This is a genomic window from Colwellia sp. E150_009 (assembly GCF_053543955.1).
The window spans coordinates 1-23077 of the sequence record NZ_JBHFOM010000026.1 but is presented as its reverse complement, the minus strand read 5'-3'; the positions used below and the strand labels follow the sequence as shown (position 1 = coordinate 23077).

At 36.4% G+C, this 23077-nt stretch carries 28 protein-coding genes; 6 read left to right on the top strand and 22 right to left on the bottom strand.

Annotation, left to right across the window (positions count from 1 at the left end; genetic code table 11):
- Nucleotides 1-112 precede the first annotated feature (112 nt).
- On the bottom strand, nucleotides 113-1084 hold the full coding sequence (gene gspC, locus ACE1OF_RS12290; protein WP_448894839.1) for a type II secretion system protein GspC: 972 nt from the start codon (nucleotides 1082-1084) through the stop codon (nucleotides 113-115).
- Nucleotides 1085-1372: 288 nt separating this feature from the next.
- On the opposite strand from gspC, the gene hslR reads away from it, so the two are divergent.
- From hslR to pckA, 3 genes are all read left to right on the top strand, one after another.
- On the top strand, nucleotides 1373-1786 hold the full coding sequence (gene hslR, locus ACE1OF_RS12285) for a ribosome-associated heat shock protein Hsp15 (protein WP_448894837.1): 414 nt from the start codon (nucleotides 1373-1375) through the stop codon (nucleotides 1784-1786).
- A gap of 5 nt (nucleotides 1787-1791) precedes the next feature.
- Nucleotides 1792-2688: an Hsp33 family molecular chaperone HslO gene (hslO, locus tag ACE1OF_RS12280; protein ID WP_448894835.1), complete on the top strand. Its 897-nt coding sequence runs from the start codon at nucleotides 1792-1794 to the stop codon at nucleotides 2686-2688.
- 321 nt (nucleotides 2689-3009) lie between these two features.
- Nucleotides 3010-4620, top strand: a complete 1611-nt coding sequence (gene pckA, locus ACE1OF_RS12275; protein ID WP_448894833.1) for a phosphoenolpyruvate carboxykinase (ATP) — start codon at nucleotides 3010-3012, stop codon at nucleotides 4618-4620.
- Nucleotides 4621-4717: 97 nt separating this feature from the next.
- On the opposite strand, the gene envZ is transcribed toward pckA, so the two are convergent.
- The 3 genes from envZ to ACE1OF_RS12260 all read right to left on the bottom strand — a co-directional run bounded on the left by envZ (nucleotide 4718) and on the right by ACE1OF_RS12260 (nucleotide 7555).
- On the bottom strand, nucleotides 4718-6007 hold the full coding sequence (gene envZ, locus ACE1OF_RS12270; protein WP_448894831.1) for a two-component system sensor histidine kinase EnvZ: 1290 nt from the start codon (nucleotides 6005-6007) through the stop codon (nucleotides 4718-4720).
- A gap of 82 nt (nucleotides 6008-6089) precedes the next feature.
- The gene (gene ompR / locus ACE1OF_RS12265) at nucleotides 6090-6812 is read right to left on the bottom strand and encodes an osmolarity response regulator transcription factor OmpR (protein ID WP_448894829.1); all 723 of its coding nucleotides are present in this window, start codon (nucleotides 6810-6812) and stop codon (nucleotides 6090-6092) included.
- 257 nt (nucleotides 6813-7069) lie between these two features.
- On the bottom strand, nucleotides 7070-7555 hold the full coding sequence (locus ACE1OF_RS12260; protein WP_448894827.1) for a hypothetical protein: 486 nt from the start codon (nucleotides 7553-7555) through the stop codon (nucleotides 7070-7072).
- Between the two features lie 322 nt (nucleotides 7556-7877).
- Between ACE1OF_RS12260 and ACE1OF_RS12255 the strand changes: the two genes are divergently transcribed.
- Nucleotides 7878-8693: a mechanosensitive ion channel family protein gene (locus ACE1OF_RS12255; protein WP_448894825.1), complete on the top strand. Its 816-nt coding sequence runs from the start codon at nucleotides 7878-7880 to the stop codon at nucleotides 8691-8693.
- A gap of 110 nt (nucleotides 8694-8803) precedes the next feature.
- Here the strand turns inward: ACE1OF_RS12255 and ACE1OF_RS12250 are convergent, their stop codons facing one another.
- The 11 genes from ACE1OF_RS12250 to ACE1OF_RS12200 all read right to left on the bottom strand — a co-directional run bounded on the left by ACE1OF_RS12250 (nucleotide 8804) and on the right by ACE1OF_RS12200 (nucleotide 18034).
- Nucleotides 8804-9601 (bottom strand): PepSY domain-containing protein, encoded by a 798-nt coding sequence (locus ACE1OF_RS12250; RefSeq protein ID WP_448894823.1) that lies wholly within the window; start codon nucleotides 9599-9601, stop codon nucleotides 8804-8806.
- Between the two features lie 75 nt (nucleotides 9602-9676).
- Complete coding sequence (locus ACE1OF_RS12245; RefSeq protein ID WP_448894821.1) at nucleotides 9677-10204, bottom strand: FMN-binding protein; 528 nt, start codon at nucleotides 10202-10204, stop codon at nucleotides 9677-9679.
- 122 nt (nucleotides 10205-10326) lie between these two features.
- The gene (locus ACE1OF_RS12240) at nucleotides 10327-11505 is read right to left on the bottom strand and encodes a porin (RefSeq protein WP_448894896.1); all 1179 of its coding nucleotides are present in this window, start codon (nucleotides 11503-11505) and stop codon (nucleotides 10327-10329) included.
- A 216-nt stretch (nucleotides 11506-11721) separates the two neighbouring features.
- A complete protein-coding gene (locus tag ACE1OF_RS12235) occupies nucleotides 11722-12681 on the bottom strand; it encodes a methyltransferase (RefSeq protein ID WP_448894819.1) in 960 nt (319 codons plus the stop codon).
- On the bottom strand, nucleotides 12672-12833 hold the full coding sequence (locus ACE1OF_RS12230) for a hypothetical protein (RefSeq protein WP_448894817.1): 162 nt from the start codon (nucleotides 12831-12833) through the stop codon (nucleotides 12672-12674). The genes ACE1OF_RS12235 and ACE1OF_RS12230 overlap by 10 nt, the downstream gene beginning before the upstream one ends.
- Before the next feature lie 53 nt (nucleotides 12834-12886).
- Entirely contained in the window at nucleotides 12887-13690 is an 804-nt protein-coding gene (locus ACE1OF_RS12225) for a MipA/OmpV family protein (protein WP_448894815.1), read from the bottom strand.
- A gap of 72 nt (nucleotides 13691-13762) precedes the next feature.
- A complete protein-coding gene (locus ACE1OF_RS12220) occupies nucleotides 13763-14488 on the bottom strand; it encodes a 3-ketoacyl-ACP reductase FabG2 (RefSeq protein WP_448894813.1) in 726 nt (241 codons plus the stop codon).
- A 3-nt stretch (nucleotides 14489-14491) separates the two neighbouring features.
- Entirely contained in the window at nucleotides 14492-15496 is a 1005-nt protein-coding gene (locus ACE1OF_RS12215) for a BtrH N-terminal domain-containing protein (protein WP_448894811.1), read from the bottom strand.
- Nucleotides 15493-15897, bottom strand: a complete 405-nt coding sequence (locus tag ACE1OF_RS12210) for a hypothetical protein (protein WP_242283527.1) — start codon at nucleotides 15895-15897, stop codon at nucleotides 15493-15495. Before ACE1OF_RS12210 ends, ACE1OF_RS12215 begins: the two co-directional genes overlap by 4 nt.
- A 28-nt stretch (nucleotides 15898-15925) precedes the next feature.
- Nucleotides 15926-17071: a beta-ketoacyl-ACP synthase III gene (locus ACE1OF_RS12205; protein ID WP_448894809.1), complete on the bottom strand. Its 1146-nt coding sequence runs from the start codon at nucleotides 17069-17071 to the stop codon at nucleotides 15926-15928.
- 6 nt (nucleotides 17072-17077) lie between these two features.
- On the bottom strand, nucleotides 17078-18034 hold the full coding sequence (locus tag ACE1OF_RS12200; protein WP_448894807.1) for a dialkylrecorsinol condensing enzyme: 957 nt from the start codon (nucleotides 18032-18034) through the stop codon (nucleotides 17078-17080).
- 75 nt (nucleotides 18035-18109) lie between these two features.
- Here ACE1OF_RS12200 and ACE1OF_RS12195 point away from each other — a divergent pair, with 75 nt between their 5' ends.
- Nucleotides 18110-18577: a DUF2141 domain-containing protein gene (locus ACE1OF_RS12195; protein ID WP_448894805.1), complete on the top strand. Its 468-nt coding sequence runs from the start codon at nucleotides 18110-18112 to the stop codon at nucleotides 18575-18577.
- A gap of 36 nt (nucleotides 18578-18613) precedes the next feature.
- Here the strand turns inward: ACE1OF_RS12195 and ACE1OF_RS12190 are convergent, their stop codons facing one another.
- The 4 genes from ACE1OF_RS12190 to ACE1OF_RS12175 form a co-directional block, all read right to left on the bottom strand.
- The gene (locus ACE1OF_RS12190) at nucleotides 18614-19516 is read right to left on the bottom strand and encodes a hypothetical protein (protein ID WP_448894803.1); all 903 of its coding nucleotides are present in this window, start codon (nucleotides 19514-19516) and stop codon (nucleotides 18614-18616) included.
- Between the two features lie 230 nt (nucleotides 19517-19746).
- Complete coding sequence (locus ACE1OF_RS12185) at nucleotides 19747-20007, bottom strand: Txe/YoeB family addiction module toxin (protein WP_448894801.1); 261 nt, start codon at nucleotides 20005-20007, stop codon at nucleotides 19747-19749.
- Entirely contained in the window at nucleotides 20000-20254 is a 255-nt protein-coding gene (locus ACE1OF_RS12180; protein WP_448894799.1) for a type II toxin-antitoxin system Phd/YefM family antitoxin, read from the bottom strand. The genes ACE1OF_RS12185 and ACE1OF_RS12180 overlap by 8 nt, the downstream gene beginning before the upstream one ends.
- A gap of 180 nt (nucleotides 20255-20434) precedes the next feature.
- Nucleotides 20435-20893, bottom strand: coding sequence for an HPP family protein (locus ACE1OF_RS12175; RefSeq protein WP_448894797.1), 459 nt, complete (start codon nucleotides 20891-20893; stop codon nucleotides 20435-20437).
- Between the two features lie 101 nt (nucleotides 20894-20994).
- On the opposite strand from ACE1OF_RS12175, the gene ACE1OF_RS12170 reads away from it, so the two are divergent.
- Nucleotides 20995-21549, top strand: a complete 555-nt coding sequence (locus ACE1OF_RS12170) for a TetR/AcrR family transcriptional regulator (RefSeq protein ID WP_448894795.1) — start codon at nucleotides 20995-20997, stop codon at nucleotides 21547-21549.
- On the opposite strand, the gene ACE1OF_RS12165 is transcribed toward ACE1OF_RS12170, so the two are convergent.
- The 3 genes from ACE1OF_RS12165 to ACE1OF_RS12155 all read right to left on the bottom strand — a co-directional run bounded on the left by ACE1OF_RS12165 (nucleotide 21539) and on the right by ACE1OF_RS12155 (nucleotide 22573).
- A complete protein-coding gene (locus ACE1OF_RS12165; protein WP_448894793.1) occupies nucleotides 21539-21847 on the bottom strand; it encodes a DUF6419 family natural product biosynthesis protein in 309 nt (102 codons plus the stop codon). The two genes, ACE1OF_RS12170 and ACE1OF_RS12165, sit on opposite strands and share 11 nt — an antisense overlap.
- 154 nt (nucleotides 21848-22001) lie before the next feature.
- A complete protein-coding gene (locus tag ACE1OF_RS12160) occupies nucleotides 22002-22295 on the bottom strand; it encodes a type II toxin-antitoxin system RelE/ParE family toxin (protein ID WP_448894791.1) in 294 nt (97 codons plus the stop codon).
- On the bottom strand, nucleotides 22292-22573 hold the full coding sequence (locus ACE1OF_RS12155) for a type II toxin-antitoxin system Phd/YefM family antitoxin (RefSeq protein ID WP_448894789.1): 282 nt from the start codon (nucleotides 22571-22573) through the stop codon (nucleotides 22292-22294). The genes ACE1OF_RS12160 and ACE1OF_RS12155 overlap by 4 nt, the downstream gene beginning before the upstream one ends.
- Between the last annotated feature and the right edge of the window lie 504 nt (nucleotides 22574-23077).

Genomic DNA, 23077 nt, shown 5'->3' with positions numbered 1-23077 from the left:
CTTATTGCTGCTTTATTTATATCAAAAGTTTTTACTAAAAACTTACGCGTATTTTAGTTAGTTGCTTATTTATTCAATTTAGTTGCTAATTTTTTACTTTATTATTCAATATTTATTCAATGCTGAACAGTATTTGAACTAAGTCATTGTTGCGGTTAACTAATAATGTAATATCTCGTTCAGTCTTCAATGCTGTCATTGCTTGTGCTGCTTCAATAGGCGCAAGTAAATCATATCCATTCATTTGCACTGCTATATCACCTGCTTTTAGCCCTGACAAATTAAAGAAGTCAGGTTCTTTACCTGCCGATAAACGATAACCAACAATTTCGCCATTCTTACGTGCTGGAGAAATACGAAGATAATCTGTTATTTTACCAGGATCATTACTTAAATCAGCCCGTAATTTTTTTGCCGTGTTACTTAAGCTTTGGTTAGCACGTTGGTCAACAACATTTGTTGTTGCCGATGAAGACGATTGACTTGCATCATTCTTATTTTGTTGAACACTTTGTTTAGTACGTTCTTGCTTATGCGACACCGTTTGCGCAGGTTGATTATAATCTGCGCCATCAAGCATTAGCGTTTCAGCGCGGCCAGACTGCTTTATGATAACACGATCAATTAACACTTGCTCAAGGCTGGCACGTGTATCTTTTATAATATCACCAATACCGTAAGTTTCTTGCTTGCCTTTGTTTTCAATAATGGCTGCCGCAATACCAACGTCATCACTTGCCACTAAACCAGATAAAGTAAGCTGTAACCGTGTTTCAGGCGCATTAGTAATTTGCTCCACAACCACCTCTTGCTCTTGAGTTTTATACTCACCAAATAAATTTAGCGCTTTTAATTTAGATAAATCATAATTTTTATCATGTGATTGATTTTTTGTTGGCTTAACACTGCCCATACCATTAATATTAATGGTATGGTTTGCGCTAGGTATTACCAGCCACGTTGTTTTTGCCACCATAAAAGCAATGTAAATTAACAACAATATACTAACGCCTTGCGCAATTTTTTGTTGAGGTAATTTTGCCAAAGCAGCAGAAAATGATGTTAGATTATTTGTTAATGCCATTGATTATTTAGCTTCTTTTATTCTTCATTTAAAAAAAGTTAACTAAGATAACTTAGGTAGCTTTCAATATAATACTTTTGTGATATTACAAAAAATATGTAATTTACAAATATAAGTTGACGATAATACTCGACCATTAGCCTACCAACAAGCAATGACCGCACTTTTTAACGAATATTTACAAAAGAAACAAAAAGTGTGCGAAGTTTATCCGTGAATATGTTATTTTTCGCCAAAATAACGACGGTTATTTACTATATAATCACGACGGATGTAATAGACACATTTATGGCAACAATAAATAAAGATAGTTCAACTTTATTAACATCAACTAGGCTTGACAAATGGTTGTGGGCTGCACGATTTTACCGAACCCGTGCTATAGCAAAACAAATGATTGATGGTGGTAAAGTATTTTACAATGGTCAACGTGCAAAATCAGGTAAAGCTGTTGCGGTGGGTGATTCAATAAAAATTCGTCAAGGTTTCGATGAGAAAGAAGTTATAGTAATTGCATTAGCTGATACGCGTCGTGATGCCACTTTTGCCCAAACCTTATATGAAGAAACAACCAAAAGTATTGAAACAAGAGAAAAAAATGCGCTTGCCCGAAAGCAAGGTATTTTACTCAGCCCAGCAAGTGATACTAAACCCGATAAAAAACAACGTCGAAAATTACGAGAATTTAAAGAAAGGATGTAAACATTATGTCTACAACTAAGACTAAAGCAACCGACATACTTAACCGTTACTTATTCAACGACAGGCACGTACGTGGTGAACTAGTTCAACTAAGTCAAAGCTATCAAAGCATTATTAAAAATCATCATTACCCTGTTGGCGTACGTATACTATTAGGTGAATTATTAGCGGGCACTTGTTTATTAACTGCAACGTTAAAATTTGAAGGTAGTATCACTGTACAATTACAAGGTAATGGCCCTGTGGGCTATATGTCTGTTAATGGTGACAATAAGCAGCAAATGCGTGGCATTGCAAAAGTTGTAGACCCCGAAGGTGCCAAAGATGCGCATTCTCTGCAAGCCTTGCTTGGTAAAGGCAATATGATTATTACCATAAAACCTGATCAAGGCGAAGCCTACCAAGGGATAGTGGCCTTAGATAAACCAAGCCTCGCTGAATGTTTTTCACATTATTTTGACGTTTCTGCCCAAATCCCCACACAAGTTTGGTTATTTAGTGATGATGAAAAACAGCAAGTCGCAGGTAGCTTGGTACAATTACTACCTGATGGTGACGGCAGTAATGAAAATAAAGCGCAACAACACGAAGATTTTGAGCATTTAGCACAATTGACAAATACCATTAAAGGGGAAGAAATTTTTTCACTTGAAGCGGAAGCTTTACTTTATCGCTTGTATCATCAAGAAGAAGTCAGTTTATTTGAACCCCAAATCGTGACTTATCAATGTGGTTGCTCAAGTGACAAATGCTTATCAGCTATCGCCCAGATAAAGGCAACAGAACTTAAAAACATGTTGGCAGAGCAAGGAAAGGTTTCAATGACCTGCGATTACTGTTTAACCACTTATGACTTTTTTGCTGAACAACTAGAAAGTTTCATTTCGAAAGATATCCATTAGTTGTTAACTTTCATTCTGATCAAAAAACGTCTTATCTACACTCTTTTAGGCAAATATTGCTTAAAAGAGTGTTAAAGCCTTACTTTACTGCAACCCTTACTACTATTATGTTGTAATATTACTAACAACGCATACCACTCTATTTTCACTATTTCTGTCGCTTATACTGAAAACTTTCATCTTAGGTTATTTTTTACTTTCGTTTTGTTCATTTTTAAAATAGAATATCGAATTATTAGCTCGATGAAAATTTTTACCCATTATTTCAGAATTAACTTAACCCCAACTTTATATTCGTCATACCCTAGGAGTGAATTTGCTATGACCGCCCAAGAAAACTCAATTGACTTGTCACAATACGGCATTAACGATGTATCCGAAATTATTTACAACCCATCGTATGAGTTACTATTTAGTGAAGAAACTAAAGCCGACCTCGAAGGTTTTGATAAAGGCGTAGTCACTGAGCTTGGCGCAGTCAATGTTGACACGGGTATTTTTACAGGCCGCTCTCCTAAAGATAAATATATTGTTCGCGATGACGTTACCCGTGATACGGTTTGGTGGTCTGATCAAGGTAAAAACGATAACAAACCAATGACACCTGAAACGTGGGCTGAGCTTAAAGGTTTAGTTACTACTCAGCTTTCTAGTAAACGTTTGTTTGTTGTTGATACTTTTTGTGGCGCTAATGACGATACACGCTTAAAAGTTCGCTTTATTACTGAAGTAGCATGGCAAGCACATTTTGTTAAAAATATGTTTATTCGTCCATCAGAGCAAGAATTAGAAAGCTTTGAACCTGATTTTGTAGTGATGAATGGAGCGAAAACAACTAACCCTAACTGGCAAGGGCAAGGGTTGAACTCTGAGAACTTTGTTGCTTTCAACTTAACCGAAAAGATTCAGTTAATTGGTGGTACTTGGTACGGTGGCGAAATGAAGAAAGGGTTGTTCTCAATGATGAACTACTACTTACCATTACAAGGCATTGCTTCAATGCACTGTAGCGCCAATGTTGGAAAAGACGGAGACACAGCTATTTTCTTTGGTTTATCAGGCACAGGGAAAACAACCCTTTCAACCGATCCAAAACGCCAATTAATTGGTGATGATGAACACGGTTGGGATGACAATGGTGTTTTTAACTTTGAAGGTGGTTGTTACGCAAAAACCATAAATTTAAGCAAAGAAAATGAACCTGATATTTATAATGCTATTCGTCGAGATGCTTTATTAGAAAATGTAACCGTAGCTAACGATGGTACAGTTGATTTTGATGATAATTCTCGTACTGAAAACACCCGTGTTTCTTACCCTATTTATCATATTGATAATATCGTTAAACCAGTTTCTCGTGCTGGTCATGCAAAGAAAGTTATTTTCTTAACGGCTGATGCATTTGGAGTATTACCGCCAGTAGCCAAATTAACACCTGAACAAACTGAATATTATTTCTTATCAGGCTTTACCGCGAAATTAGCAGGTACAGAGCGTGGTATAACAGAACCAACTCCTACTTTTTCAAGTTGTTTTGGTGCAGCATTCCTAAGCTTGCACCCAACACAATATGCTGAAGTTTTGCAAAAGCGTATGCAAGCTGCAGGCGCCGAAGCTTACTTAGTTAACACGGGTTGGAATGGCACAGGAAAACGTATATCAATAAAAGCAACACGCGCTATTATTGATGCTATTTTAGATGGTTCAATTGACAAGGCAGAAACTACCATAGTGCCTATGTTCAATTTAGAAGTTCCTAATGCCATTGATGGCGTTGAAGATAATATTCTTGACCCAAGAAATACCTATGAAAATGCAAGTGAATGGCATGAAAAAGCGGTAGATTTAGCCAATCGCTTTGTTAAAAACTTTAACAAATTCACTGACACAGACAATGGTAAAGCATTAGTTGCAGCTGGGCCTCAACTGTAATAACTGATGCAAATAAAAAAACCACTAACAAGTAATTGTTAGTGGTTTTTTTATGATTTTTCTGAGTTAACTAATACCATATATGGTATAACTACAATTAAAACTTCTTTGGTAAATAAACTTTTGCTTGTAAACCACCTGTGGGTTTATTAGATAATTCAACCCGACCGCCATGGGTATCAACAATACGTTTGATAATTGCCAACCCTAAACCACTTCCTTCAGTTCCCCTAGCTTTATCACCTTGAGTAAAAGGTTGAAATAAACGTTCAATATCAGCATCAGGAATACCCTCACCTTCATCACTCACAATGAAATAAACATACTTTTTTTCATGCCCTGTAATAACTTCAATATTCCCTTGAGTATATCGTAAAGCATTTTGAATTAGATTAGCCAAAGCTCGTTTAATTGCAACATAACGCAATGGTATTTCGGGGCAATTACCAGCAGTAAAAATAATGTTTCGGTTCGCAGGCGTTTCAACGTTAAGCACCTCCTCCACTAACAAATTCAAATCCCCTAACTCAGCTTTGTCTTTAGAACCATGACGTAAATAATCAATGAATTGATCGATAATATTATTCATATCATCAATGTCATTCTCAATACCTTCTTTCAAAAAATCATCCATATCTGACATCATTTCACTGGCTAAACGGATGCGAGTAAGCGGCGTTCTCAAATCGTGCGAAATACCTGCCATAAGCAGATTTCGATCATTTTCTAATTGTTTAATCCCCTTAGACATATGATTAAAAGCTTGCGTTACTGCCATAATTTCTGACGTACCATGCTCAGTTAAGGGTTCAGGAAAATTGCCTCGTCCTACTTCTTCTGCCGCACGTTGCAAAGATTTCAAAGGTCGATTTAACTGCCGTACAAATAGCCAACCGCCTGCTACGCTCAAGACACCAATAATACCAAGGAAGAAAATGAGGGGGGAAAAATTTGCTTCCTCTAAACCCATTAAAGGAATTTTAACCCACAAACTAGGGGCTTGTGGCGGACGAATCCAAAAAAGATATTCATCACCCTGAGAAATTCTTACTTCGGCTGGGCCACCCAACAATGCCGACATTTGCTCGCTGCGATATGGATAATAACCCGCAGAAGCTAAACCTAGCTTTAATGCATCTTGCTCACGATATACCCCAATACCCGTTTCATGATGAAACGCCTCGGCCATTTTGGGGCTTAAGCGAACATCATTAATGTCAATAAAAACAACCCTAATCTGTTTAGCTAATAACTGATTTATTTGTTGCTGATTTGGCTCAATAACATATAAGGCAAACGATATATACGACACAACTTGGTTTACAAATAACAAAAATCCGATGAGTAGAACGGTTTGTCCAAATGCGCTACGGGGTAATACTTTCATGAAAAACCTACGATTAAGGAAAAATCCCGTTTGCAACAAATAAGTTCAATGCGCGATAAAATCCCATCTATAACCAATAATGCTAAACAGATGTGCCGTCAGGCACAAAAACATAGCCTAAACCCCAAACCGTCTGTAAGTAACGGGGCTTTGCAGGGTCTTGTTCTAACATTCGGCGCAAACGTGATACTTGTACATCAATACTACGTTCAAGTGCTGAATAATCACGACCACGGGCTAAATTCATCAATTTATCGCGGGATAACGGTTCTCTAGGATGAGTTACTAACGCTTTTAATACCGCAAACTCGCCACTGGTTAAAGGCATATTAACGTCACCTTTAACCATTTCACGAGTGGCTAAGTTAAGTTCATACTCGCCAAACACAATGTTACTTTCTGCCATAGAAGGCGCACCAGGTGCTTCTTGTATCCTACGACGCAATACCGCTTTTATACGTGCTAATAACTCTCTTGGGTTAAAAGGCTTAGGCATATAATCATCTGCGCCAATTTCCAAACCAATAATTCGATCCACTTCATCACCTTTGGCTGTCAACATCACAATAGGGATACTATTATTTTGTTGGCGTAAACGTCGACAAATAGATAAACCATCTTCGCCTGGTAGCATTAAATCAAGCACTAACAAATGAAAGTTTTCTCGTTCAAGTAATCTATCCATTTGTTCTGAATTAGCTGCGCTACGTACAGTGAACCCTTGTTCGACCAAGTAACGTTCTAATAATGAGCGTAAACGCATGTCATCATCTACCACTAAAATTTTTTGAGTTTCTTGGGGCATTTTATTTTCACCATAATTTTGCATTGATTATAAAATTACTATAAGCGATATGGCAATGAATTCAAAAGAGCGATTAGTAAATGTTTCCAGCCATTTGTTACAATTTATGAATACGGCTGCAACACTCATTCATTAGGCTATGCTTTTTACTCACAACTCAGTTTAACACCTAATGCCGTGAATAATTTATTGCGCTGTGTCAGAATAAATTCTGACCTACATAGTGTATTTCAAAGTTAACAGTGGCTCCAGAATGTCTACTGTAGATAATTAATTGCTTGAGTAGATACACATTGAGTAAAGCTTTTCTTCCGTTCGCTGTGCGACAAAGCATTAATCGCTTTTTTTACTAAAGCCATTTTTTGTTTTCGTTCAGCATCAGGTAAATGCATTAATTGTTCTTCAAAGCAGCCTAATAGGCCAAAATTTAACGCAATGTCTGATTTCATACTATCAGTGTCAAGACAACGAATTAATTTTTCTGCTAAACGATTTTTATCCATACGCAAAATAAGATCATTAATTTTATAGTTAACAGGTTCTATTTGCCGTGCTTGGTTACATGCAAACAGCATATCTGCTACGGCAACCTTTGGTATAAGGTTTTGATGCTGTTCACTAAACTGTTGCTTTAACCAGGCATTATGTTGCGCAGATTCATCAATTGAATTTGCTTCAGAAGCGTGTACACATACAAGATAAAAGTTATTCAGAATAAGTAAAGTAAGAATGATAATTTTCATTTTATAAGCTTACTTATTGTACTTCTTAAATTCAAGTGATAACTCCGTAAATATCTCCTTGCGAAACATACACGCGAGTAACTAAAAATAATAGATATTCATTGTTTTATGTGATAAATATCACATTGATACGGTATGTATTTTTAACTGGCTATTGCAAGCATCCGACATTTTTATGCATTATCATTGCTTTTGTCGTATATTCAATAGCGTAACTATTAACTTTTAGCTCGCGTTCAAGAGAAATTTTACAAAATTGTAGGTGCTGCATACTAGCCTTTAAGCGCATTTTTTACCACTATGTATAAATCAGGGAAACATTATGAATACAGAAGAAATAATTAATCGAGTCACCGAAATGACATTGTTTTATGGTCCTAAATTAATTGGTGCCATAGCCGTATGGATCATTGGTGGCTGGATAATTAACGCCATTGGAAGCGCTGTAAAAAGAGCATTAGAAAAAGGAGGAACAGATCCATCTTTAATGCCTTTTCTAACAGGTATTGTAAACGGTTTGTTGAAAGTAATGTTGGTTATTACTGTGCTGGGTATGTTGGGCATCGAAATGACCTCATTTATCGCCATTCTTGGTGCTGCTGGTTTAGCTGTAGGTATGGCTTTATCTGGCACATTACAAAATTTTGCTGGTGGTGTGATGATACTCATCTTCAAACCATTCAAAATTGGTGATGTAATTGAAGCACAAGGCTATACAGGTAAAGTAGAGCAAATACAAATTTTCAATACCATTATGAAAACCCCTGATAATAAAACCATCATCATTCCTAATGGTGGTTTATCAACATCTTCAATGGTTAATTATTCAACCGAAGCTACAAGACGCGTTGACTGGACTATTGGTATTGCTTATGGCGATGATGCCGACAAAGCCCGTGAAGTTATTAAGCGTTTATGTGATGAAGATTCTCGTATTTTAAAAGATCCAGAGTTATTTATTGCCGTTTCAGCCTTAGCAGACAGTTCAGTGAACTTTGCCGTTAGAGCATGGGTTAACGCTGCCGATTACTGGGGTGTATACTTTGATTTAAATGAAAAAGTATACAAAACGTTTGAAAGCGAGGGGTTAAATATTCCGTTTCCACAAATGGATGTTCACGTACACAAAAACGATTAATTAATTTTTATATCCTGTTAAATACAAGAGCCACCCATTAAGTTGAGTGGCTCTTTTTATTTTCAACAGTGCAATCTATCAAAACCGAATGCCAGTTACCTACTATATTGCTAACGTTTAGCATTAGCATATCTCAACCAAATATAGATACCGCTCACTGAAAGTAAAATAAGCAATATCGCTACTGCATCCATAAACAACACACCAAACAATCCAAATATTCGGCCACTGTGGGCATCTAAGATAATGCGCTCTAACGTTAAAAACTGCGACCGATAAGCTAATTCGATTTTCGCCTTTAAAGTCTCTGATACTTCAGAAGGAGACAGCCAGCTTGGTTCTCGAACAAAAGCAACCTCTTGCCAAACTGAAAAACTGCTATCACTTTGAAAATACCCCGACGCTGTTTTAAAAATAATACTTTCTTGATTCACCTTTATAGCACTGATGTTAGTTGGAACGCCAAAATCTTCTCCTAGTTGATCGATTAAATCACCTTGCAGGTTAAATAAACTTATTTGGTTACTTTTTACCACCAAAATGATTGGTGAGTCTCCATATAAAGCTGAAGAAATTAATGTCGCGGCAATAATCTCAGTACTACTTTTCATCAATAAATGATTATTTAACCAAAGTAAATTGTTGCCAACTCGAAGGGTGTTCTGCTTTTGTTTGGAGTTTACCTGATAAATGCGAACATCGTTTGGAGGCGAAATACCATAAAGATCCAGTAACCAAAGATTAGAAATAGGTTGATGCGCTAGTGAAAGTGTTGTTGTATGATTTAGTGCAACTCCGCTGAGGGACAAGAATATAATGAAAAATGCGGCCATTATACCAAGCTTGCGATGCCACTCACGTAAATGTCGAATGAGGCGAGAATGTAACAATTTGGAGTTAAATTTCATTACGAATAATTTGAATAGGATAGTTTGGTTTAATTAACTATTTTGCCGTATCTACTACTTTTTATCCAGAAATTATCAATTATCATTCATCACTTTTGCATTCAACCAAAGGGCTACTCGAGCGATTTTAGTTGTTGCTCTCACAGATAAAGTGGCACCAGTAATGCCATCAATGTGTTGGTTTAGCTGATTGTCCTCTCCAATTTTTGCATTTAAAAATTGTTTAGTATAAAAGTCATATCGAACTTCATCACCTCGACTTTCTCTAAAGGTTAATACTTTAAAATGACTAATTTTCTGCTCTTTTATGTGCACACCAATAGTAATTGGCTTTTCTTTACCAATTTCATCTAAAATCCAGACGGTTTCATTACCTAACTGCCAATATCTAACTCGTATGAGGTTATAATTATGCTGCAAAATTTCAGCAATAACAGCTTTATCTTCTGAAGTAAGCCAAACCATTCTGGCTTCAGGTGCTTGGTCAGGAAACACATAACTAATAAAGTCTTTAGACGTTTGATAGACACCTTTGGCCGCAGAATGACTACTCGAAAAAAATAAAAGCAACGCAATAAACAAAACGAAAGAAAACTTAATCATAGTTAGATTCACCGTTTACTGAAAAGTGTCATTGAAGTAATGAAAATAACGATACTTAATTATCCGAAATGACATCATACCGTTATTCACTTATTTTATCCTGATATCAATATTAGTTAACCTTAAAACTGGTAACCAACACCGAGGTTAAAACCTTTAGAATCTTTGGCTCCACCCAAATCTTCATAATCAGCTTTTAGCACAACATTTTCGTGTAGATAGTAATTTACCCCCACATTGGTTGATTTCACTGCTGTAGCATCATTATTGCCTGCATTATTGTCATATTCTGCATAACGAGCAAAAACACCTACCTTTTCATTAATTGCATATGAAGGCTCTATATACCAACCTGTTTGTTCATCACGACCCAATGCAGCAGCTTCATCACCATTAATATCCCAACGAGCATATAGTGCTCGTACAGTGAAGGCATTCACTTGATAAATAGCATGTGCTTCTAACAACGTTGCCTCTGCTGTATCAATAGGAGCACTAAAGTTAGTGCCGCCTTGTGTAATATCAGTTTGGTATTGCAATGTTGCTGCTAACTCTAAACCGTTAATAGCGGTGTACTTAATACGTGCTGTATACGCTAAGTTTTCTGCATTTGCATTAGCTACTTTTTGACGACCACTTCGCACTTTAAAGTTATCACTTACTGCTAAACCACTTGTTGCCGCGCCATCAATACTGACACCAGCTGCTGGTTTAAAGTTAAATAAAACACCTGCTTCCCACCACGTGGCAGGTATAATGTTTTTCTCAACAGCATTACGCTCTACACCATAAAAAGTGGGTGGCTCATGAGTTTCATTAATAATACCGACAGGAATAAGAAACAAACCTACTTTACTGCTTGTCAATTCAGTAATATCTATTTCAATAAAAGCTTGCTCAAGTTCAACTTCACCTGATTGACCTTCACCCGCAATTGAATGCTCTAACTCAAATTCTGAAAAAAAACGAATACTGTCATTAAATTCATGGCCAAAAAATAAAACAAAACGGTGAAAATCAATTTTTGCATCGCTATCATCATAATTATTATAGTGTAATTCGCCATACCCACCTATGCTGGTGTTCGCAAACAATCCTTCTTGATTTTCTACTTCGGTTTCAATGTGTTCTGCCGTTGCATTAAGTTTCTGGTCTGTTTCATCTAAGCGTTTTTCTAACGCTTCTAAAACTTTTTGTTGTTCAGCAATCGTTTGTCTAAGCTTATCTGTTTCTTCGTTAGCAGTGGCAACATTACTAGCAAAAAGACCTAATAAAGCCGACGCAATAAGTGTTTTTTTCATCATGTTTATTATTCCAATATAAATGTAATTATGTTTTTGATACTCGTGGTATCAACAAAATCAAATAATAGGAAGGCTTTATTATTAAAGTAACAGGGGCGCCTTCTCAAAAGAGGCGCTATTAAATCACGAGACTGAATAACAATCAATATCGTTTGCATTATTCATACTATAGGTGTACTAACTTTGATTTAAATCATGAATAACTTTCATATATTAAGTTAATGAAGTAAATGCTTTACCACAAATTAATAAACTGTGGCCCAAACCAATATTATCAATACGTTTTTCAATAGCTAAACCACTCGCCTCAACCAAGGCTATGAATTTATCTGCCGCGTACATTCTACTATTACCGTTAGCAAAACAAGTAAAATATAGTGACGTTGCATTTAAACTGAATGCGGCAGCATCAAACTGTTGTGCGTCCCAAAAAGTTTCTAAAATAAACACTTTTTGCTGACCCGTAATACCATTAACAATGTTGGAGAGAATAATTTTGATTTGAGGTTCAGAAAAACAATCTAAAAACTGACTCATCCAATAGATGTCTGCCTTGTCTGCAAGCTTTTGCTTAGGATCTAACATGTCGCAAGGAAATTGGTGAAAGCGTTCAACTAAATCCGCGGCAGAAATATTTTGGCTTGCTTTAGCTAATTGAGGCGGCAAGTCCATAATAGTCATGTGTACTTCGCTATTATATTGTAAACACTTAGTGGTAAATCGCCCCGTATTACCGCCAATATCAACAATATGTTTTGGATTAGACTCAAAGATTATAGGTAGAATTTCATCAAAGGCGTGATCAGAGTAAAAATGATCAAATGAAAACCAACTTTCTCTTATTTGATCAGGTAATTCAGCAAGATGCGGATAGAGTGTTTCCCAATTGCCAAATACTTTTAATCCTTCTGGTTTGCCTGTTTTAATTGACTCAGTAAGTTTGGCTAAACCCTGGTAACCAAAATGTTGAGTAAACTCAAAGTTTACGACTGACATTTCGTCGTGTAGAAGAAAAAAAGCAACCTTGGTTAAGCTATAACGATCCAAGTTCTTTTGATCATTTTCATCATCAGAAATAATCGTAACTAAACCACAGGTCAGCGCAAAATCTAACAAAACACTTACGCCATATTCACTTACATTTACAGCCTCAACAATCTCACTTAACAGCACCCCTTACGTCTATTTTTATCAATAAACTGTAAAATACCAAGCTCTTTCATTGCCACCGTTGCTTGAAAAATATAGGGCGAAAAGGCGATATGCTGTGCCATTGATTTAGCATCTAATGCCGATACTTCATCCTGTTTAGGTAATTGAATCATTTAATTTTCGTCCATTTCAATTTGATTTTTTATGGGGTTATATTGTGAGTATTTTATTTTTCCATAAATATATAAGATACTGATAACCCTATTAATAGGTTTGCATTTGATTTCATTAGTGGACTATCGTCAAAGGATGTATTTTTAAGGTAAGTATATCGAGTAAATAAACCTAGCCAAATATTTTCTCGTCGCCATGTACCGCCAAACGATACTTTAATACCAGCATAACCACCTTTAGCACTGTATTCAGCCCTATTGTCCTTTGCATCATCAGCTGATACAGAATAAAAATATTGGGCATACTTATCGGAATAAAATAATGCTGCCACGGAGGAGTCTATAATGGTTCTACCCCCCAAAATATCAGCGTTAAATTGATATTTATTATTCAGGCTAATTTGACTAGTCCATCCTGCATCTGCAATTTTTTTAAAATCAGTATGAACCGCTTTTCGTACAGAAAAATCAATAAAAGTGCGGTTTTGTGAGCGACTATCTCCAGCAAAGTAATATTCTAAAGAGGGGCCTAATTCACCAACCCAGTCTAAGTCATCCATACCTTGTCGGGTTTTATTTTTACTACTATCAACAGGAATAGAGCCAGCTGCGTCCAATGCCAAATGCCATTTTTTATTATTAAACAAATCACCTTCAAACGCATTTCGGTCAATAACAACAGAATCATTTTGATAATATATATAAGGAGTAGGAATAAAATAAAAACGCGACTCATCAGCGCCAATATAATCATCAATGGTCATCATTGATACCCCAAAACCTATTGAGTAATGGGCAGTGTTTTCACTTTTATTCCTATTTGTTTCCGTATTAGCATTCTGTTCTTTGGGGATCACCTGTTCGTTTGCCCATATCGTTTGAGCAAAGAATAGTATGAAAAATAAAAGTATTTTGAATATATTCAATGATTACGCAATGCCACCGTTAACTGAAATGACCTGACGAGTAATATAGCTTGCCCCATCAGACATTAAAAAAGCCACCGCACTTGCAACTTCATCGGGCTTGCCCATTCGTCTTAAGGGGATCATATTTTTTAAATCCGCAATCGGCAGCTCATCGGTCATTTCTGTTTCAATTAAGCCTGGTGCAACGCAATTCACGGTAATTTTTCGTTTAGCTAGTTCAAGCGCAAGCGCCTTTGTTGCGCCAATAATCCCGGCTTTTGAGGCGCTATAATTGACTTGCCCTCGATTACCTATTTCACCAGAGAGTGACGAAATAGTAATAATGCGACCGCCTTTTCTAGCGCTTACCATTGGCATAACTAACGGATGCAATACATTATAAAAACCATCTAAATTGGTATGAATAACGCTATCCCATTCAGCGCTAGTCATGGCAGGAAAAGCGGTATCGGCTGAGATACCTGCATTACAAACAATGCCGTAAAAATTGCCATATTCTGCAATATGTGTTTCTAACGCTTTTTTTGTGCCTTCTCTATTAGCCGCATCAAACTGCACAATAGTTGCTTGTACACCTTTAGCTGTAATGGCTTGAGCCACTTGCTCTGCGCTTGTCATGTCAGCACGACAATGAAGACAAATATCAAAGCCCATCTCTGCCAGTTTTATCGCAATGGCTTTACCAATGCCTTTACTGGATCCTGTTACTAAAACACGGCGATTCATATCCTATTTACTCCATTGTAATAATTTTGAACGCAATAGTGCTTCTTGCTCAGCACAAACCTCAAGGCTAGCGGCAACATCATCTATTGTCACATTTTTTCTATTTTTACAAAACAAAACCGCTTTCATTGCAAACTCACGCCATAAATCACCAATTTCAGTAGTAAATGTTGAAATTTCGAATAAAGCATCATCGTTAAGAAAGGCTGCGGCTTCGTCCAAGAAACTAGCAAACATAAAACGGAATCCAGCGCCTCCTGTGCCAATTTCTTCTTGCATGCGCACGATGTTTCCTAAAAACATGGCTGCGTCTTTATGGGGTTTATCCTTTAGTGTTTTAATTTTTTTAACTAGGTGTCTAATACCTTTATTACCAAAAAAGGGTAATAACAAACCATTCATCATTTTGGCTGTTTTCTTAATGCTACTTTTAATTTGTGGGGCTAAATCAACCTCAGTTGTTGGCAAGGTCATTTCATACATTAACCCTTTTGCAGCTAAAACCCCTTTTGCAAAACGAGCACGCTTTAAATCATCTGCAGGGCAAGTCACCACGTCTTCAAAAACAGGATCGCTAATTAAATAATCACCTTGCTCATTTTTACCGTAAACTGTTAAGTTATGGGCATTAAATTGAAAACGCATATCTTCAGGAAAATAAGGTAACCAATAAACTGATGTTTGTAAGCCAACCAGTTTTCCTTCGCTTAACGCTTTGTCTAACGCCTTCATGCCAGCTTCAGGGTTGGAAAATTTTTGTGAATTAACTTTTACGTTTAACTTTTTACACACAGAAGAAATAATAGATTTTGGTGGCATTCTGTAAGCAATAAGTGGTAAACCTCCTACCTTTACAATAGGAAGATAAACAAAAGTTAACGCTGAGGATAAACCAAAAACCATTGGCTCTGACAGGTTCATTCCTTGAGAATTAAGCATATTGGCTACAACGCCAGATTCACAATGAGATGATTGTTGATGGCTTATTTTATTTTCAATTGCGTTCATTCTTTAATAACCGGTTGTTTTAAGTCTTCAAGTGAAATATTAAACGCTTCACAATATTTAGTTAATTTTTTGTCTGATAACTTGGCAAAGATTTCTGGTTTCATGTGACGTTTAATTTGCCATTGAAAAAAGCCAGAAGCATGAGCAAGCGACATTAAATCAAACCGATATAGGGGTAAATAATAGGCAATGGGAGATACTGTACCCGCTAAAAGCGCTTTTTTCATGTCATTTAATTGCTCATCAAGTGCTTGAACAGCCATTTCAGTGGCAAAACCTTCCACTTCCCACCCTGACGATTGTACGCCTTGATAATGGCCATTTTCATCCACAGCATAAATAAGCTTTTTATGACCGTCATAAGATTTGCAACTATCTTGTGGTACTTGCTCTTTTTTCATAAAATAATGCTCGTTACAATGTTGTTAGTTAACATACAGTTAATTGCATAAACCCACTAGAAAACCGTCCACTTTCGGGTACATAACACAATAACTTATCTCCCGATTTTAATCGACCCGAATTAAATAGCTCTTCCAACATAATAAATATAGAAGCAGACCCTGTATTTCCCTTGGCGGTTAAATTGGTAAACCATTTGTCATAAGGTATGCTAAAGCCAATATTTTCTAGTCCGTCAAACAGTTTTTCGCGAAAGTACGTTGAAGAATAATGGGGCAAAAAATAAGTGAAATCTTCTGCTTTAATGGCACGTTTAGCCATTATTTTAGATAATGCCTTCTCTACCGTTATCGATACAATATTTTCATTTAATATCTTAACATCTTGCTTAACTGACATAATCGATTGTTGTGAACGTTCGTCGTCATCAAACCTCATCCAGCCCTGTAAACTGCCCTCTACTTTATCAGCTCCTGCATACATACAAGGTTCCATTTGATCAGCAAAAGACAAAGTTTCAATCCAATCAATTTCAAGTGATAGCTTATTAACATTAGGCTCATTAGACAGTAAAGCAGAGCCAGCACCATCTGATAACATCCAACGTAAAAAATCTTTTTCAAAGGCAATTTCTGGTTTTTGATCTAATTGTGCTAATTTGTATTCACTCTCAGCTTCAAATCTTTCCGATCGCATAATACTTGAGGCCAACTCACTTGCCACAACAACGCTACGGTGACTTTCACCCGCTTTAATGTTCAAAAAGGCATATTTAAGTGCGGTAAGTCCACACAAACAAATGCCCGCTGTTGATACAACTTCACATGGTGGGTTTTTTAATTCGCCATGAACCATAACCGCATGATTTGGCATAATTTGGTCAGCCATAGACGTACTGGCCACTAAACAATCAATGTTGTTTAGTTCGTCTTCATGCTTAAATAACCCTTTAACCGCATTCGCAGCTAAAGCAGCGTTAGTATAATTAAACTCACCCGTATTTTTATCAATGGCGTAATAGCGTGATTTAATACCATTGCTGCGTAATATTACCGATTTTGCTCTAGATTTTTTGCCCGAAATTTTACCAATTATATCTTCCATTTCAGCATTAGACACTTTTTCGTTTGGAAGAAATGCTGAAATACTATTGATGAAAACGCGTTTTCCCATGGTTTTCTACTCTCCTGATGGTTGTGCGTAATAAGCTTTTTGTTTCGCTATTTTTGTTTTAAAAACTGGGGATATTAATTTAATGATTAAGGCGGTAATAGGTACAATAGTGACAATTAAAGTCAGCAAAAACATAAAATAAAAACATAAACCAACATCTCTTCTAATAGAATTTTGTGGGCCTAGTAGCATTAACAATTTGCCCCATACTTTAAAGCTTCTGTGTCCAATTTTTTCACTCATAATTAATTTTTCATTAATTTTTACAGCAGACAAATTTGTCATCATAGGCTCTGAAATTTTACTATGGTTTTCGCTTAACCGTTTATGTAGTGCTACGCCAAAACGCTGTGCTTGCGCAATTTCCTGATCTGAGACTCCCGCTTTAGGCACCCAAGATACAGGCTTTTTATTACCCGTTAGCATCCACAAAGGTGTAGCTAAAAAACTAAAACCAGCTCCGCATTCATCTGTTAGCACAATATTGTCAACCAAATTAGCATTTAACTTGGCTAATAGCGCTTTCATTTTTTCTTGAGCCGTTAACCACATTCCTCGGCAACCAATAACGGTCATAACGGGGGTGTCTTGAAAAAGTATTTTAGCTTGTTCTGATTGTAAAAAGCTTGATATAGGCAATGAAGGTGATAAAAACCACACTTGGTAAGATAAAACAATCAAATCGTAAGGCTCATTAATAGCATCGGTCGCACCGTCAAAACGACTATCAATACGACTGTGTATGGTCACTTTATCTAGCTCTATTTCCTTCATATAAACCGACTCTGGCATTACTTGAAAGAATTTAAAAAATGACCAAGGAAAAGGAAATTTAACTTTGGACTGAATGGCAAGTGAATCAATTTGGATATGCTCATCATTAAGCAAAGGTTCCATTATTGAGTCTACTATTTTAGTTAACTGACCCGTTTGAGAGTAGCTAACAACAAGGATTTTTCGCACCAACAACCACCATAATTGCTCATTAAATTTAAGTCGCGTATCATACCAAAGTCACTTCTAAATAAAAACAAACTCATGACTAAGTTCATAATAACCATCCTCCTTTTTAGCATTGCTTTATATTCAAACCCATCCTTTTCGCTTGCATTAACCGTTAAAGTAGAAAAAATAAAAAATATCGATCCAAAGATAGTGATGGAAGTGTATTTATTAACTGATACAAACTCTCAAGATTGGCAAGGTCTTCATTTAATTGATAAAAAAATTACTGAATCCGATACCAACAATCAAGATATTATTTTTACTGGGCTGCAAGAAGGTAATTATGCCATAAGACTATTTCAAGATATGAACAACAATGACATGCTTGATAGATCGTCTAATAATATACCCTTAGAGCCTGTGGGTTTCTCAAATAATCCCAGTTTATTTGGGGGTGAACCAACCCCCGAAGATAGTGCCTTTGTATTAATCAAAGATCAGAGCATTACCATAAACCTTAAACACAGAAAACCCAAAAAAAGACGTAAAAAACGCCCGTAACAAACTAACTATCAAAATAAACTTAGCTAAAGATTCTTACTTCTGTTGAAATTCATCTAAAATTTTCTGAAAATTAACGCTATCAATAATGTAAGGTGTTGTATTCAAAGATAATGACCGACTTGCCGATAATGCATAATTACGAAGTTTTTTGTTACTCACTTGGTTAGCAACCTTCTGTAAGAGTGTTTTATAACGCCCATTTTTACTTTCACCTAAGGTTCGGCAAATCCATGCGAGCACGTCTATTTTTTTATTATCTAAATTATAGGCATACATCTCAGCTAAAAACTGCCCTAGTGCATCATATACCTCTATCTCTGCTGCTCCAATTTTCTTCACTTTGCTTATGTGCTGAGCAATATACTTAATTGTTTGCCATTCACCTTTAGCAATAGCAAATATTTGCCTTTGATTAGCAGTAAGTGAGGCTTTGGGAATTAATTTTTCGTTTTCCCCCCGTTCAAGTAAGTACTTACTACTTGCATTAGTTTTACTTTCTAAGGTGGCTGTACTTTCACTTATTACAGCCAATTGTGCGGTATTAAGTAAATTTTGATAGGCTTTATTTGCATATTTTTTTAATTTTTTATGTGCGACTTTGCTTTGGTATATGCTTTGCAAAAGTGGCATATATTGGCTATCACTCGTTGCCCCCAACGCTCGACATCCCCATGACAAAGCATCAATACGATTTGTAGGCGCAGTTTCGTACTCTTGTTTAATAATATTAGCCAATAAACGTAAATTTTCTGCCGTATTTTGCTTACCTGTTGTCATCAGTTTCGCTGCTTGCCTAAGCTGCTTAGTGTTACCTGATATAAGTAAGCTATGCACATCATTTTGCGCATAAGTGATATTACAAAATAGTCCTAAAAAAGCGGTTACCAGTAAAACAATTTTAATGTTCATCATATGGTTGAAAGCCAAAATAGACACAATAACTCCCCGCGAGATACTAGCCTCTAAACGTGGGTTAGTTTTACAAACCAGAGCCATAATATATGTATCAACAATAATATTTTACTGTCGGCGAATAATATCTATTAGATCACAGACAAAAACAGGCTTCAAGCTTAAAAAACAATCAATGGGTGAAATATGAGCATAATAACGAGTAATAACTAGGACATTGTCGGAGTTGAGGCGCTTGTTAGCTGCCGCCTAAACTAATAATGGTAGCAACAGGAAATTATAGTTAAATACGAATCAGATACGGCATAAACTAAACGATTAGTTTCATCTATTCGTCTAGACCAAAAGCTCGATAAATTTTCTTTTAGTGACTCAGGTTTACCAACACCTTCAAATGGTGAACGCTTGGTATCATTAATTAATTTATTAATACGTTTAAGAGTCTTCTTATCTTGGCTTTGCCAGTATACATAATCACTCCAAGCTTCATCAGTCCATGCAAGTTGCCTAGTCATCAATTAAATCTCTAGACTGCACCTTTCCTGAATTATACTGTTCTATTGATTTAGATAAATGTGCAGCGTTAGCTGGAGATTTAAGTAAATGAACAGTTTCCATAAGACTGTTGTAATGATCCATAGACATTACTACTGCATCTTCTGCATCTCTGCGAGTTATAACGGTGTAGTCAACATCGTTCACAACATGATCTAATACCGATTTAAGCCCATTTCTTGCTTCAGTAAAAGACACTATTCTCATAATTAACTCACTTTAAGTTGTACAACTAATAAGACAAGTTTAACTAAAAAGAGGTACATGTGCAATGTTTAGTACAAGTTATATTGAAGCAGCAACGCCGCATTAAAGTGTGAGCGGCGCTTGGTTATACTTGAGCGAAGCGAAAACGCCAAGCGTTGCGAATCACTCTTAAATGCTTTATTAGCACTCTGATTTTAAACTGTATAGTTGAATTTTTTGAAGACCTTTACTCATTAAAACTATCACGACAGAGCCAATCAAGACAGGTGTAACTAAGAATGACCAACTATGTCCTGCCAACATAATTAGAATTGGATTCGCTCCTGCCGGTGGATGCGTTGTTTTAGATACCAACATGCATGTAACCCCTAACCCTGTCGCAATAGCCAAACTTATTGGTGTTACGCCTACATATTGGGAAAATATTATACCAATACTAGCTGTAACTAAATGACCAAAAATTACATTTTTGGGTTGAGCCAGTGGGCTCTGTGGTAAACCAAAAACTAATACTGCTGTTGCCCCAAATGGAGCCATTACCAAAGCTGCACTTTCCACATTAGCTTCTACCATCAAAAGAAGACCAAGTGCAATTGAAGCCCCAACTCCTGCTACTAAAGCAGACACATAATGATTCATACAAACCTCACAATTAAAAGTAGAACAACTTGTCTACCTTTAATTGTAGACAGGTTGTTCTACCTTTGTCAATATACGTAAAACCGACTTTGAGGTGTTTTATGAGCAAAAAACGAGACTTACTATTAAATACAGCATTAGAACTTTTTTACCGACACGGTATTAATTCCATTGGAATCAATGAAGTAATCAAGGTTTCTGGTGTGGCTAAGAAGACGCTATACAGCCACTTCAACAGCAAAGAAGATCTGGTACTTAAGACTTTAGAGAAAAGACACCTTACCTTTGTGCAATGGCTTGAAGCTAAGCTTGAAAACACAGCCAATAATAATGAGTTGATTGACACACTATTTCGTTCTTTAGAGAGTTGGTTTGATGGTGATGAGCCTGAACTAGGCGATTTTAACGGTTGTTTCTTTATAAACACTTCGGCGGAATTCCACGACGCTAAAAGTGAAATATCTACCTATTGTCGCTTCCACAAAGCGCAAGTACGCCAATTAATACAAAGCAAGCTAAGTGGGAATTCAGAAGATTTACTCAATGCGATATGTTTATTAAAAGAAGGGGCAATTACAACTGCTTATATGACAGGTGCAAGTTCTGAAGTGATAGAGAACAGTGTGAAAATTTTGCGACGCCTTGTTATGTGCTGATTCTCAAAACTAATTTCCTTACACCAATTAAAACACCGCCAAATGAAATTGGAAAGAGTATTAATACAAAGATTAGTGTATCAATATTAGAGACATCCATACCTGGACTTCCAATAACAGCGAGAGTATTTATTAACAGCAACACTAAACTCGATTGAAGGAAGCCCTTGTAACCAATAAAGCCCGCAAACAACAACATAATAAATGAAACACCTATCGCTGGAGTAAAAGGTGCAGCTGCTAGCAACATACAAATAAAAGAAAGTACAATAGAAAATCCGATTGCTACTTTGAACATTGAAACCTCCATGGCACATAACGAGCCTGTAGAATTTCTCTTTTTGAAAAAACAGGCACAAAAATTATTAAAAATTAAGCCTCAAAACAGTTTGCTAAAATATGAAACGAAGTGGCACCGAGAAAACTGTTACGAATCCGACTTTATTGCCTTGTTATAACTCAATATTATCAGAATTTAACAGCTGACGACTATTGCGTAAAGTTAGTATTTTAATCTTCTTTTCAATTTTATAGATAATGCGATAACTACCAAATATGACTTCACGATAGTTTGCTCCTAATAACTCTGGAACTTCTCGGCCTATTTCAGGTTGAGTAGAAAGTAAATCTGTGCGGTCGAAAATGTCGTTTACCCATTTATCAGCTGCCAATGGTTTATCAAGAGCAATATACTTAGCAGCTGCCTCCAGTTTTTCTAGCGCTAGAGGAGACCAAATTACTTTCAACGCTTAATACTCTGTAATATTCTTTCGCGAGCATCTGAATTAGAAACACCTAAACCAGCATTAAGTTGAGCTTCTGCTTTTTGCACTTCTTCAAGTAATTCGATCTTTTCTTGCATAGATTCATATTCAGCTACATCAACAACAACGGCTACACCTTTTCCTCTTTGGGTAATAACTATCGGTCTTCTTGTTTCATTAACCTGACGTATAAATGATGCCGCTCCAGCCCTAAAATCTGAAAGCGGCTGAATATCTTGATCAAAATGAAGTCTACTCATAATAACACCTCTAGTTGTACTTTATATGGTACAAAGTATAGTTAAAATCTGTAGGCAGCACAAGAGTTTGATTTTGAGTTATAACGAGCCTGTAGAATTTCTCTTTTTGAAAAAACAGGTACAAAAAATATTCAAAATTAAGCCTCAAAACACGTTGCTACGTGAAATCTGAGACAATAATACATTAAAACTTGCCTTTTAGAGACTCTGTGAACATAAATTTAACCCGTGATTTTCTACTTTGGAGAAATTCTACAGCCTCAACGCTTTGCTATGAGGCCAAAATGGTTGGCTTGCTTTTTTGCGTTACTTTGCAAAAAACGAGTAGACTGTTTTAGTCCTTTTGAGCAACTGTGTTGAACGAAGCCGCTACGCGGCAGAGTAGTATTTTACTAACCGTCCATACTCAATAATAACATCGCCATGGTGGCGATGTTCTTTATTGGAGTATACCCTCATGAATAAATTACAAGCACAACGCTATCATTACCTTTATGAACAACA